This window comes from Geodermatophilus sp. SYSU D01176, from assembly GCF_054050015.1.
Genome location: NZ_JBJGYN010000086.1, coordinates 1 through 11,700, shown reverse-complemented (window position 1 = coordinate 11,700; position 11,700 = coordinate 1). Strand labels below are relative to the sequence as shown.

The 11,700-nt window shown below is 75.8% G+C and carries 13 protein-coding genes; 6 read left to right on the top strand and 7 right to left on the bottom strand.

The window, feature by feature from the left end; all coding sequences use genetic code 11:
• Positions 1–147 precede the first annotated feature (147 nt).
• On the top strand, positions 148–909 hold the full coding sequence (locus ACI78Z_RS24265; RefSeq protein WP_457039102.1) for an ABC transporter permease: 762 nt from the start codon (positions 148–150) through the stop codon (positions 907–909).
• Between the two features lie 26 nt (positions 910–935).
• Here the strand turns inward: ACI78Z_RS24265 and ACI78Z_RS24260 are convergent, their stop codons facing one another.
• Positions 936–1,949, bottom strand: coding sequence for an ATP-dependent DNA ligase (locus tag ACI78Z_RS24260; protein WP_457039101.1), 1,014 nt, complete (start codon positions 1,947–1,949; stop codon positions 936–938).
• 254 nt (positions 1,950–2,203) lie between these two features.
• Between ACI78Z_RS24260 and ACI78Z_RS24255 the strand changes: the two genes are divergently transcribed.
• From ACI78Z_RS24255 to ACI78Z_RS24245, 3 genes are all read left to right on the top strand, one after another.
• A complete protein-coding gene (locus ACI78Z_RS24255; RefSeq protein WP_457039100.1) occupies positions 2,204–2,371 on the top strand; it encodes a hypothetical protein in 168 nt (55 codons plus the stop codon).
• Positions 2,368–2,862, top strand: coding sequence for a DnaJ family domain-containing protein (locus tag ACI78Z_RS24250; protein WP_457039099.1), 495 nt, complete (start codon positions 2,368–2,370; stop codon positions 2,860–2,862). Before ACI78Z_RS24255 ends, ACI78Z_RS24250 begins: the two co-directional genes overlap by 4 nt.
• Positions 2,863–2,923: 61 nt before the next feature.
• Positions 2,924–3,124 (top strand): hypothetical protein, encoded by a 201-nt coding sequence (locus tag ACI78Z_RS24245; protein WP_457039098.1) that lies wholly within the window; start codon positions 2,924–2,926, stop codon positions 3,122–3,124.
• A gap of 76 nt (positions 3,125–3,200) precedes the next feature.
• On the opposite strand, the gene ACI78Z_RS24240 is transcribed toward ACI78Z_RS24245, so the two are convergent.
• The gene (locus ACI78Z_RS24240; protein ID WP_457039097.1) at positions 3,201–4,112 is read right to left on the bottom strand and encodes a TolB family protein; all 912 of its coding nucleotides are present in this window, start codon (positions 4,110–4,112) and stop codon (positions 3,201–3,203) included.
• 238 nt (positions 4,113–4,350) lie between these two features.
• Between ACI78Z_RS24240 and ACI78Z_RS24235 the strand changes: the two genes are divergently transcribed.
• Positions 4,351–5,235 carry a response regulator transcription factor gene (locus ACI78Z_RS24235; protein ID WP_457039096.1) on the top strand — a complete coding sequence of 295 codons (885 nt, stop codon included), beginning with the start codon at positions 4,351–4,353 and terminating at the stop codon, positions 5,233–5,235.
• On the opposite strand, the gene ACI78Z_RS24230 is transcribed toward ACI78Z_RS24235, so the two are convergent.
• Both ACI78Z_RS24230 and ACI78Z_RS24225 read right to left on the bottom strand, forming a co-directional pair.
• Positions 5,232–7,115 (bottom strand): hydantoinase B/oxoprolinase family protein, encoded by a 1,884-nt coding sequence (locus tag ACI78Z_RS24230; RefSeq protein ID WP_457039095.1) that lies wholly within the window; start codon positions 7,113–7,115, stop codon positions 5,232–5,234. The two genes, ACI78Z_RS24235 and ACI78Z_RS24230, sit on opposite strands and share 4 nt — an antisense overlap.
• Positions 7,112–9,184 (bottom strand): hydantoinase/oxoprolinase family protein, encoded by a 2,073-nt coding sequence (locus ACI78Z_RS24225; protein WP_457039094.1) that lies wholly within the window; start codon positions 9,182–9,184, stop codon positions 7,112–7,114. Before ACI78Z_RS24225 ends, ACI78Z_RS24230 begins: the two co-directional genes overlap by 4 nt.
• Before the next feature lie 98 nt (positions 9,185–9,282).
• Here ACI78Z_RS24225 and ACI78Z_RS24220 point away from each other — a divergent pair, with 98 nt between their 5' ends.
• Positions 9,283–9,450: a hypothetical protein gene (locus ACI78Z_RS24220; protein WP_457039093.1), complete on the top strand. Its 168-nt coding sequence runs from the start codon at positions 9,283–9,285 to the stop codon at positions 9,448–9,450.
• A 190-nt stretch (positions 9,451–9,640) separates the two neighbouring features.
• Here ACI78Z_RS24220 and ACI78Z_RS24215 read toward each other — a convergent pair whose 3' ends face one another.
• Genes ACI78Z_RS24215 through ACI78Z_RS24205 form a run of 3 tightly spaced genes read right to left on the bottom strand, consistent with a single transcriptional unit; the run spans position 9,641 to position 11,373 of the window.
• Positions 9,641–9,838 (bottom strand): hypothetical protein, encoded by a 198-nt coding sequence (locus ACI78Z_RS24215; RefSeq protein WP_457039092.1) that lies wholly within the window; start codon positions 9,836–9,838, stop codon positions 9,641–9,643.
• A gap of 10 nt (positions 9,839–9,848) precedes the next feature.
• A complete protein-coding gene (locus ACI78Z_RS24210; protein WP_457039091.1) occupies positions 9,849–10,940 on the bottom strand; it encodes a DNA glycosylase AlkZ-like family protein in 1,092 nt (363 codons plus the stop codon).
• A 1-nt stretch (position 10,941) separates the two neighbouring features.
• Positions 10,942–11,373 carry a DUF1707 SHOCT-like domain-containing protein gene (locus tag ACI78Z_RS24205; protein ID WP_457039090.1) on the bottom strand — a complete coding sequence of 144 codons (432 nt, stop codon included), beginning with the start codon at positions 11,371–11,373 and terminating at the stop codon, positions 10,942–10,944.
• Positions 11,374–11,700 lie beyond the last annotated feature (327 nt).

Genomic DNA, 11,700 nt, shown 5'->3' with positions numbered 1-11,700 from the left:
CCCCCCCCCCCCCCCCCCCCCCCCCCCCCCCCCCCCCCCCCCCCCCCCCCCCCCCCCCCCCCCCCCCCCCCCCCCCCCCCCCCCCCCCCCCCCCCCCCGCCGCTCCTGCCGCCCAGGCCGGGCCCGGGGCGGGTCGTCGTCCGGTCGGTGCTGCCGCCGCTGCTGTTCCTGGCCCTGCTCGTCACCGTGTGGCAGGTCGCCTACCTGCTGGAGGTCAAACCCTCCTACGCCCTGCCGTCACCGGCCGACGTCGCGGAGACGTTCTGGACGACGGTGCAGGACGGCCGGGCCGCAGGGGCGATCTGGACGAGCCTGAGCCGCGGCGCGGTGGGCTTCGCGATGTCGCTGGTCCTCGGCACGGTGCTCGGCCTCCTCATGTGGTGGAGCCGGTGGCTGCGCGCCGCGATCGGCCCGATCGTCAGCGGGCTGCAGAGCCTGCCGTCGGTGGCCTGGGTGCCGGCGGCCATCATCTGGTTCCAGCTCTCGAACGCGGCCATCTACACCGTCGTCCTCCTCGGCGCGGTGCCGTCGATCGCCAACGGCCTGCTCTCGGGGATGAAGCAGGTGCCGCCACTGTTCGATCGGGTCGGCCGGGTCCTCGGCCTGTCCTCGCTCGGTCGCACCTGGCACGTCCTGCTCCCGGCGGCGCTGCCGGGTTATCTGGGCGGGCTGCGCCAGGGGTGGGCGTTCGCCTGGCGCTCGCTCATGGCCGCCGAGCTGATCACGTACTCGCCCAGCCTGGGACAGGGGCTCGGCCAGCTGCTCAACATCGGTCGCGAGTTGTCCCAGATGTCCCTGGTGATCACCTCGATCACGTTGATCCTGGTGGTCGGGGTCGCGATCGAGCTCCTCGTGTTCGCGCCGATCGAGCGCCGGGTGCTCACCCGCCGCGGTCTCCTCATGCGCTGAGCGGCGGTTGCCGCGGAAACCGCCGCTCAGGGGAGCGCCGGAACGTCGTCCGGCACGAGATCGGGGCGGACGCGCACGAAGCGCAGCGGGTGGCGGAAGACGCCGGCCTGCAGCGCGGCGTCGGCGCTGACCTCGACGACGACGTCCGGGCGCACGCGGGTGAGCGGCACCGACAGCCGGCCGCCGCCGAAGGCCCCGGTGCCGATCCGGTCCGGCCAGGGGTGGTCCGGCCCGGCCGGGGTGAGGACGGCGGCCAGCTCGGCGGCCTGCGCCGGCGACAGCGGGCTGGTCCGGCCGACGACCACCAGCTCGCCGTCCCGGTAGCGGCCGGCGACCAGCTGGCTCGGGCGCTCGACCGGCCCGATGACGCCGCCGGCGAGCACCTCGGTGGTCTCCCAGGACTTCACCTTCAGCCACTCCCGCCGGCCGGGCGCGTACCGGGTGCCGGCCCCCTTGGCGACCAGCCCCTCGACCCCGGCGGGGCGGAAGTCGGCCGACCACCGGCGGGCCTCGGCCGGGTCGGCGGTGACCGGCGAGAGCTGCATCGGCGGCGCCCACCGGCCGGCGAGCTCCTCCAACGCGGCCCGCCGCTCGCGCAGCCGGCGCCCGCGCAGGTCCGCGCCGCCCAGCGCCAGCAGGTCGAAGGCGACGTAGGACGCGGGTGCGGCGGCGACGAGGGCGCCCAGGCGGCCGGCGGGGGCGACCATCCGCTGCTGCAGCAGGCCGAAGTCCAGCCGCGAGCCGTTCCAGGCCACGACCTCGCCGTCGAGCACCGTGCCGGGGGGCACCTGGGCCACGGCTGCGGCGACGACGTCCGGGAAGCGGGACGAGAGGTCGCGGCCCTGCCGGGACCAGACCCGGGTCGTGCCGCCGGTGCGGACGACGACGAGGCGGTAGCCGTCCCACTTGGGCTCGTAGAGGACGCCGCCGGGCAGGGCGTCGGCCCGCGGGAGGTCGCGCACCGGCCTGGCCAGCTCCACCGCCACCGGTCCGGCCAGCTCGGGCGGCACGTCGGGCAACCCGGGCACGGACAGCGGCACGACGGCCAGCCTGGGGGCTGCCGGCCGTCCGCGCAGGACGCTGAGCTGCCGGTTCACCCCTTCGTGGCCCGTCGCCACCCTCCGCGAGGACGCCGGGGTCCGGCACGAGCCGCGCCGGAAGGTCAAGGCACGATCCGGCAACGGCGCCGCGCTGCGCCCGCTGGCCGCGGCGCTCGGGACCAGCGACCGCATGCTGCTGTACTACTTCGGCGGTGGCCGAGGGGTGGCTGTCCTGACTGGGGGCGCGCCTCGACGTGCCGGACGGCGAGCGGGCGGACGCCGCGGCCGGCGTGCTGGCGGTCGCGGACGGCCTCCTCCTCGTCCGCTTCCTCGCCCCCGGGCAGGCGGGCGACCGCGCGGCGGGCTGGCTCGCCGACCGGCTGACGGCGCCGCACGGAACGGGGTACCAAGGAGGGCGATGACCGAGCGCAAGCCCCCCGGCATGGCCTTCGAGACCTGGATCGACCACCAGATCACCCAGGCGCAGGAGCGGGGTGCGTTCGAGGGACTGGCGGGCGCCGGTCAGCCGCTGCCCCCGCGGGTCAAGGAGCAGACCAGCTACGAATGGGCGCTGGAGTGGGCGCGCCGCCAGCAGGCCGACCCGAAGGACCTGCTGCCGCCGGGCATGGCGCTGCGCCGCGAGCGCGAGGACCTGGCGCTGCGGGTCCCGACCCTGCCGAGCGAGGCCGCGGTGCGGGCGGCGGTGGCGGAGTTCAACGCCCGGGTTGAGCAGCACTGGCGCCGTCCGGCCGACGGGCCCGACGCCGTCCCGGGGCTGGCCGACGAGGACGCCCTCGTGCGGCTGTGGCACGCCACCCGGCCGCCGCCGTCCGCACCGGAGCCGGTCGTGGCGCCGCCGTCCGTACCGGTGCGCGCCCACTGGTGGCGCCGCCGCCGTTCGCCGCGGGCGTAGCACCGCAGGGCATCCGCCCCGGGCCGGCCGGGTACGGGAGCCCCGAGGTGAGGAGGTCGCCATGACCGAGGTGCCGGGCACCGACCGCGACCAGGCGCGCGAGAACGTGCTGCACGAGACGCCGCTGGTCCCCGAGGACGTCGAGGACGCGGGGGACGACGACCCGCGCCACACCGACCACCCGACCTATCGCGGCGACGAGGGCGAGACCGGCGACGAGGTCAAGCCGCCGGCCGGCAGCACCGGGCTCGACCCGCCCTGATCGCCGCTCGCACCACGGGAGCCGCGACCCACCCGCAGCGGTTCCCCCAGGCCGCTGCGGGTGGGAGTCCGGCGGGTCAGGGCCGGGGGTCGGGGGAGGAGTCGTTCGCCGTCCCGGCGGTCAGCGGCCGCAGGTCGGTGCCGTCGCGGTCGACCAGCCAGGCGGTCGACCGCGTCCCGTCCTGGGCCCAGAACGCCAGCTGCCGGCCGTCCGCGGTCCACCGCGGGAACCACTCGTCCCGGTCCGGCTCGCCGGTCAGGTGGCGTGCCGGGCCGCCGGTGGCGCGCATCGTGGCCAGGTCCCGCTCGCCGGCGAGCAGGTCGAAGCGGCTGAACGCGATGGTCCGGCCGTCCGGCGAGTACTCCGGCGTGCTCTCGTCGACGTCCGGGGTGTCCGTCAGTTGCCGGATCTGCGAGCCGTCCGGGCGCATCCGGTACAGGTCCGCGTCGTCCGCAGGCGGCGTCACGCTGTAGAGGACGTGCCGGCCGTCCGGTGACCAGGCCGGGGCGTTGTCGGTCACGAAGGGGTTGGTGGTCAGGCGCTGCAGCCGGGTGCCGTCGGCCGCCACCCGGTAGACCTCGCCCTCGGGGTCGTCCCGGTTCGAGACGAAGGCGAGGGTGCGGCCGTCCGGCGACCACGCGGGCGAGTCGTTCCGGACCTCCACACCGTCCGGGGTGGTCGCGGTGTCCGTCACCTGCACGACGTCGGAACCGTCGGCGTCCATGACGAAGACCTCGGCGTTGCCGTCGCGCGTGCTGACGAAGGCGATCCGCCGGCCGTCCGGCGACCAGACCGGCTGGTCGTCGGTGACGTCGTTGCGGGTCAGCTGCCGGATGCGCCCGTAGGCCAGCGTGCGGTGGATCTCGGCGTCCCCGTCCCGGTCGCTGGCGAAGACGAACGGGGGCACCGGCTCGCCGGCCTGCGCCGGGACGGCGAGGAGGGGGACGACGCCGAGCGTCGACGCCAGGAGGACGGCGGTGCGGCGCATCGGGCGATCACCTCCGGTCCGCGCCCCTCGGTCCTCGGCGGGGATGGCCGGGACGGTGCGTCCTCCCCGCGGAGACGAGCCTGGCGGGTCCCTGCCGCGCGCGGATCGGGGCCAGCCCTGGTTCCGCTCCGGGATAGCCCGGACCTTGTCCTGGGTCCGCTACGGTCCGCACACTGGTAGCGGGGTGCATTCGATGGCGCACCCGGGGTGATGGGGCCTGGTGCACGGGGGGACGGCGATGTCGCAGCGCCTGCTCGAGGAGTCCCCGGTGCTGCGTCTGCGCCGGTCCCGCGCGTTCACCGACAGCCTGGAGGAGGTCGATGACCTCGCCGGTGTCCGGGACGTCGTCCTCCCGGGACTGGCCGACCTGCTCGCCGCCCACCTGGCCGTGTACCACGAGGTGGACCGCCGGACGGGCCGGGAGGTGGCGCTCGCGTGGCCGGCGGAGGTCTACCGCGCGGACCTGCTGGAGGGCTATCCCGCGGTCATGGCGCAGCACCCGATCGTCGCCTACACCATGGCCCTGCCGGCCCTGGGCGAGCCGCTGCGCACCTCGGACCTGGTCAGCCGGCGGCAGTGGCGGGCCAACCCCGTCTACCGCGACGCGTACCACCGGCTGGACGTGGACGACCAGATCGCCTTCGGTGCCACCGACCAGGGGTCCGCGTTCTCCGGGATCAGCATCGGCCGGTCCGGCCGGGCCTTCAGCGACTGGGAGCGCGACCTCCTCGCGCTCCTGTCCCCCCAGGTCGTGGCGACGCTGCGGCGGGCCCGCCGGTCCGGCGTCGCCGTGCCGGCCCTGCAGGTCGCCCCGCTCGTCGCGCCGACGGTCATGGGCGGGGGAGCGACGACCCGTGCCACGCCCGCCCGCGCCCTGCCGTCCCCCCGATCCGCGACGACGGAGGCGGCCCTGCTGACCGGACGCGAGCGGGAGGTGCTGCGGCTCGTCGCCGAGGGTCGGTCGAACGCGCGCATCGGCCGCGAGCTGCACCTCAGCCCGAAGACCGTCGAGACCCACGTCGCGGCGGTGTTCGCGAAGCTCGGTCTGGCTCCGCACCCGGACGACAACCGGCGGGTGCTCGCGGCGCTGGCCTGGCTGGGAGGGGGCTGCCCCTCGAGCTAGAGGACGTCGAACGCGTTGAACGCCGCCCCGCCGGACAGCAGCGCGTAGCCCGGCCCGCGGTCGAAGAACGGCTCGTCGCCGGTCCGGGCGGCCCGCATGTCCGCGCGCAGGGACTCCGTCGCGTCGAGGTCCACCGCGCCGGAGCCCAGCACCACCACGCCGTAGTCGTCCCGCGCGCCGGCGACGCTCACCTTCCGCCAGGCGACGTCCCGCAGCACCTCCTCGACCGGCCGGTCCAGCGGGTCGCCCCAGCCGCCGCCGCCCGTCGTCCGGATGCGGACGACGGTCCCGGCGGCCAGCGGTTCGGCGTCGGCGAGCGCGTCGACGTCGTGCTCGTCCGGCCCGCCGGGGTCGACGGTGATCCGGAACGGCCGCCCGGCGCGGCCGCCGGCGACCCCCCAGCAGGAGAGGATCGAGCGGTCGGCGATCGACATGAAGTGCGCGTCGCGGAGCACCCGGATGTGCTTCTCGTAGCCGCAGCCGCCGCGGTGGCGGCCCGGGCCGCCGGAGTCCAGGGCCAGGCCGAGCCGCTCGACCCGCAGCGGGAAGCGGGACTCGGTGAACTCCGTCGGCAGGTTCCGGGAGTCGGGGACGACGTGGATGGTGTCCTCGCCGTCGGCGTAGTACCGCCCGCCCGAGCCGCCGCCGAGCACCTCCCGCATCAGGTAGGGCTGCCCGTCGGCGTCGGTGCCGTACACGCCGGTGTAGCGGATCGTCTCCTGGTCGGCGGGCATCCGGCCGCCGGTGGCCTTGGCCAGCACCCCGGCCAGCACGCCGAGCAGCCGCAGGATGACGAAGGTGCGCGCGTTGGTCGGCGCCGGGAAGACGGGCGTGAGCAGCGTGCCCTTCTCCGGGAACCGCATCTCGATCAGCGGGACGACGCCCTCGTTGACGTCGAGCTCGGCCATCCGCTCGGGCGTCTCGGCGAGGTTGCGCAGGATCGGTGCCAGCCACTTCTTGAGGAAGTTGCCGTCGGCGTAGTCGCCGCAGTGGTTGATCGGCCCCTTGGCCTGCGGTCCGGTGCCGGTGAAGTCGATGACCAGCGGGACGTCGGCGGTCGAGTCCATGGTCAGGGTGATCCGCTGGCGGTGGAGCCTGGGCTCGTCGACGCCGTCGTGCTCGGCGTAGTCCTCCCACACGTACGTGCCGTCGGGGATCTGCGACAGGATCTCCCGCCGGTAGACCTCGGTGGAGTTGGCCAGGATCGCGTCGAAGCAGGCCTCGACGGCGGCCACCCCGTACCGCTCGAACAGCTCCCCGAGCCGCCGCGCGCCCGCGAGGCAGGCGGAGCACTCGGCGTCGAGGTCGGCGGCGAGCGAGTCGGGCATCCGCGAGTTGCGCGTCATGATCGCCAGCGCGGCCTCGTTGCGGACGCCGCGGTCCCACAGCTTGATCGGCGGGACCATGAGGCCCTCCTCGTACACGCTCGTCGCCGCCGACGGCATCGAGCCGGGCACCGCGCCGCCGATGTCGTCGTGGTGGCCGAACGCCTGCACGAAGGCGACCACTCTCGCGGCGCCGTCCACCTCGGCGAAGACCGGCACGGTGACGCACAGGTCGGGCAGGTGCCCGATGCCGCCCTCGGACAGGTAGACGTCGTTGTGGAAGTAGACGTCGCCGACGTTCATCGTCTCGATCGGGTGGTCGCGCACCACCGGGTGCACCAGCGCCGAGTACGAGCGGCCGGTCAGCTTGCGCAGCTTCCGGTCGTGGATGCCGGCGCGGAAGTCATGCGCGTCGCGGATCATCGGCGACCGCGACGTCCGGCCGATGGACGTCTCCACCTCCTTCTCGATCGCGGCCAGGGTGCCCGCGACGATCTCCACGAGCACCGGGTCGGCGGCCGCCGAGGTGCCTTTCGCGCGCGAAAGGCTGGTCATCGGGCGTTCCTCTCGATCAGCAGGTTGCCGTGGACGTCGACGGCGGCCCGGAACCCGGGGTGCACCGGCACGGTCGACCCGAACTCCTCGATCACCGCGGGGCCGTGCACCACGTCCCCGGGAGCCAGCCGCGTGCGATCGATGAGCGGTGTCTCCACCCAGTCGTCGAAGAAGACCGGCCGGGATCCCGTGACGGCGCGGTCCGTCACCGGCCCGTCGGCCGGTGCCAGCACCACCAGGTCCGGACGGCGGATCGGCCCGATCCCGGTCACCCGCAGGTTGACCCACTCGACGGCCTGGCGCGGGTCCTCGGCGAAGTCGTAGCCGTAGAGCCGGCGGTGCGCGGCGTGGAAGGCCTGGGCGACGGTGTCCCCGACTTCGGCGTCGATGTCGCCGTCCGCCACCGGGACGCGGACCTCGAACGCCTGGCCGACGTAGCGCAGGTCGGCGCTGCGCTGCACCCGCTGCCGGTCCCGGGGGAAGCCCTCGCCGTCCAGTGACTCCCGCGCCCGGGCCTCCAGGTCGCCGAACACCGCGCGCACCCGGTCGAGGTCGAGGTCGGCGTGCCGGCTGATCGTCGTCTGCACGTGGTCGTTGCGGACGTCGACGGTGAGCAGGCCGAACGCGCTGAGGTTGCCCGGGTCCGGCGGGACCAGGGTGCGGGGCAGGCCGAGGACGTCCATCAGCCGGCAGGCCAGCAGGGACCCGGAGCCGCCGAACGTGGTGAGCGTGAAGTCGCGGACGTCGAGGCCCTTGGCGACGGTGACCTGGCGCAGCGCGTTGGCCTGGTTCCACGCGGAGATCTCGAGGATGCCGGTGGCGGTGCGCTCGAGGTCCAGGCCCAGCTTGCCGCCCAGCTGCTCGAGGCCGGCGCGGGCGGCGTCGGCCGACAGCGGGATCTCCCCGCCGAGGAGGTGCGGCGGGATGCGGCCGAGCACCACGTGGGCGTCGGTGACGGTCGGCTGGTCGCCGCCGGACGGGTAGCACATCGGGCCCGGGTCGGCGCCGGCCGAGCGCGGGCCGACCTTGAGGGTGCCCTCCGGCGACAGCCAGGCGATGGAGCCGCCGCCGGCGCCGACGGTGACGACGTCGATCATCGGGATCTTCGACGGGTAGGCGCCGACCGAGCCCTCGGTGGTGAGCGCCGGCTCGCCGTCCACGACGACGGTGACGTCGGTGGACGTGCCGCCGCCGTCGCAGGTGAGCACCCGGTCGAAGCCGGCCGCGCCCGCGACCAGGGCCGCCCCCAGTGCCCCGGCGGCCGGCCCGGAGAGCATCGTGGTGATCGGCTGGTGCACGACCTCCTCGGCCGAGAGCACGCCGCCGTTGCTCTTCATCACGTGGAACGGCACGCCCGGGGCGAGGTCGTCGAGCCGCTCGCGGATGTTCCGCACGTAGGCGCTCACCCGCGGCTTGACGGCGGCGTCGACCAGCGTGGTCACCGATCGCTCGTACTCCCGGTACTCGCGCAGCACCTGCGAGCTGATGCTCACCACGGCGCCGGGGTGCTCCGCGCGCAGCACCTCGAGCACCCGGCGCTCGTGGGCGTCGTTGGCGTAGGAGTGCAGGAGGCAGACGCCGATGGTGCCGACGCCGGCGTCCCGGAAGAACCGGGCGGCGGCGCGGGCGTCGTCCTCGTCGAGCGGGCGGACGTCGGCCCCGTGGTGGTCGAGCCGGCCGCGGACGGTGCGCACCAGGTCGGCGGGGACGATCCGCGGCGGCTTGACCCAGAAGTAGCTGTTGCCGTAGCCGTCGGGCACCGACTGCCGGGCGATCTCCAGCACCGACTCGTAGCCCTCGGTGGTGATGAACCCGATCCGGTCCAGCTGGCCCTCGAGCAGCTGGTTGGTCGCGACCGTCGTCCCGTGGCTCACCGCGGTGATCGCGTCGCCGTCGAGCCCGAGCAGGTCGAGCACCTTGCGGACGCCGGTGAGGAAGCCGTCGGCGGGGTCGGCCGGGGTGGACGGCGTCTTGGTGGTCGTCGTCCGGCCGGTCGCCTCGTCGACCGCGACGACGTCGGTGAAGGTCCCGCCGGTGTCGATGCCGATGCGGACGCGGCGCGGCTCCATGCGGAGGTACCTTAGGGCTGAGATACCTGCGGGGGAAGCGTTCCCCGGCAGCGATCGCCAGCGCGGTCGTGGCAACGACCAGCGCGACGCTGAGGGGGGTGAGCACCAGAACAGCCGCCCGGACGGCGGGCAGCCGGCGGCGGCGCGCGGCGAGGACGACGAGCACCACGGCGACCAGCAGCAGCACGCCCTGGCCGATCCAGCCGGCGGTGAACCACGCGCTCGTCGTCTCGCACGGCTGGCAGCCCGTGGCGGTGCAGCCGTAGGTGTTGGTGCAGTTCGTCATCACGCCGAAGCCGACGCCGAGGCTGCCGACCGTCGCCAGGAACAGCACGACGGGGAGGGCCACGCCCGGTGGTGTCCACACGGTCCACCCCGGACGGCGGAGGAGGGCCCGGCCGAGGTCATGCGGGCACCCTGCCGGCCGGGCCGGCCGGCCGACCGGAGGAGGTGCGGTTACCCCTCGGTCCTGCCGTCGAGGGAGCCGGCCGAGCGGCCGGCGTCCTCGACCGCGGCGCCGGCGGGGTTCGGGCGTTCGACGTCGTCGGCGCCGGGGCGCTCGCCGCCGCCCGTCCCCGCTTCGACGTCGCTGTCGTCGTCGAACCCGCGCAGCGCGTCGTCGGGTGCCAGGAAGGCGTCGTCGGGACCGGTCATGGTCTCTCCCTCAGTCGATGGTGACGTTCTTGAGCGATACCCCGCGGAAGTCGGCCAGCCGTTCGGCGGCCGCGGTGACGGCCTCCGGCGGGACCGGCCGCCACAGCTCGACCGCCACGGTGAGCGACGAGCCGGCCTTGCGCGGCCGCCAGGTGCCCGCGACCTCGCCGTCGGCGAGCACCGCGCCGGGCCGGCCGAGCACCGGCCACAGCGCCTTGGCCCGGGCCGCGTCGTCGACCAGCAGCGGCCGGTCGCGGGCCTGCAGGAACAGGTCGAACGGGCCGAGCAGGGACACCCCGGCCGCGGGCGGGACGGCGTCGACCCGGTCGGCGTCCTCGGCCAGCAGCCAGCGCCGCTCGCCGTCCACCGCCACCTCGACGGCGTCCTCGGGCCAGCGGGCCTGCACGTCCGCCACCGGCGCGTCGAGGTAGCCGGCCACGAGCTTGGGTGTGGCCGGTCCGAGCAGCCGCAGGTAGCCGCGGACGACGTCCAGGTGCGGCGGCACGGTGGCCGTGGGCGCGAGGCCGGGCACGGGGCGCAGCACCGGCGGCGAGGTGCCCGGTTCCAGCTCCAGCCCGGCGCGCAGAGCGGCCAGCCGGAACGGCATCTCGTGGACGTGCGTGGCGTCGCACGGCCGGCAGAACCGCAGGTAGGGCGCCGGCAGGAGGGCGGTCAGCCGGCCGGACATCTCGCCCTTGACCATCGGGGCGGTGACCACCGACCGCATGGCCGCGGCCACGGTGTCCAGCGCCTCGAGGTGGCCGATCCCCGCGGCCTTGAGCGGCTTGGCGGCGTCGAAGATGCGCTTGCCCGCGTCGGCGTCGGAGAACGGTGCGGTGGCCGCGACGACCCCCGGCAGGTCGGCCCGCCGGTAGAGGTGCGGGGCGCCGCGGATGGTCCACGCGGTGGCCAGCTCGTCGCCGTCCAGCGCCGCGGTGTCCACGCCGCGCAGCGCCAGCGCCCACAGCCCACCGTCCGGGCCGGTGTCCTGGACGCCGAGGTCGAGGACGGCGGTGTCGGCGAGGTCGCCGGCGGCGCGGCCGAGCTGCTGGGCGTGCACGCGCAGGTCGAGCACCTGCCGGCGGGTCAGCGTGCCGGCCACGTCAGCGCCGCGGCCGGCCGATGCCGACGACGTACAGGACGAGCAGGGCGGCGCCGGGAACCGACAGCCAGATCCACCACGGGTAGACGAACTGCCCGGTCGTGACGGAGACCAGGGCCCACACCGCGGAGTTCACGGCGGTGGTGCTCGCCCAGATGATCGTCAGCACCCGCATCGCGGTGCCGGCGTCGTCGTCGGAGAACCGGCGGCCCAGCGGCGGCGGGGACGGCGGCTCGGGCGGCGGCTCGGGCAGGTCGCGGGTGACCCGGGACAGCTCGCCGCGGGTGCGGGCGGCCCAGGCCGACTGCACCCGGGTGTCGAACTCGTGCAGGTCGAGCTGCCCGGCGGCGACGGCGCGGCGGAGCTTCTCCTGGACGGCGGCCCGCTCCGGGTCGGACACGCGCAGCTCGTCGGGGTGGACCGGCTCGATCACCCGCCGATCGTGGCACCGCGGCCGCCCGCCGTGGGAGGTGCGACGCGCGGGAGGGTGCCCGTGCCCGCGGCGCCGGGGCTGGCCCTGGCGGCCGGCCGGGGCGACCCTGCGGGGATGGTGGGTCTCCTCGTCCAGACCCACCGGCTGGTGCGGGCGGTGGTGCTGCTCGTGCGGCAGCCAGAAGCGCGTGCGTTGGCAATGCCGGTGGCTGCGTGGGGGGGGGGGGGGGGGGGGGGGGGGGGGGGGGGGGGGGGGGGGGGGGGGGGGGGGGGGGGGGGGGGGGGGGGGGGGGGGGGGGGGGGGGGGGGGGGGGGGGGGGGGGGGTGG

Bases quoted from the DNA above. Each gene is read 5' to 3' on its own strand.
- ACI78Z_RS24250 (WP_457039099.1), top strand. From the start codon at position 2,368: ATGACCGAGCGCAAGCCCCCCGGCATGGCCTTCGAGACCTGGATCGAC.
- ACI78Z_RS24245 (WP_457039098.1), top strand. From the start codon at position 2,924: ATGACCGAGGTGCCGGGCACCGACCGCGACCAGGCGCGCGAGAACGTG.
- ACI78Z_RS24240 (WP_457039097.1), bottom strand. From the start codon at position 4,112: ATGCGCCGCACCGCCGTCCTCCTGGCGTCGACGCTCGGCGTCGTCCCC.
- ACI78Z_RS24235 (WP_457039096.1), top strand. From the start codon at position 4,351: ATGTCGCAGCGCCTGCTCGAGGAGTCCCCGGTGCTGCGTCTGCGCCGG.
- ACI78Z_RS24230 (WP_457039095.1), bottom strand. From the start codon at position 7,115: ATGACCAGCCTTTCGCGCGCGAAAGGCACCTCGGCGGCCGCCGACCCG.
- ACI78Z_RS24225 (WP_457039094.1), bottom strand. From the start codon at position 9,184: ATGGAGCCGCGCCGCGTCCGCATCGGCATCGACACCGGCGGGACCTTC.
- ACI78Z_RS24215 (WP_457039092.1), bottom strand. From the start codon at position 9,838: ATGACCGGTCCCGACGACGCCTTCCTGGCACCCGACGACGCGCTGCGC.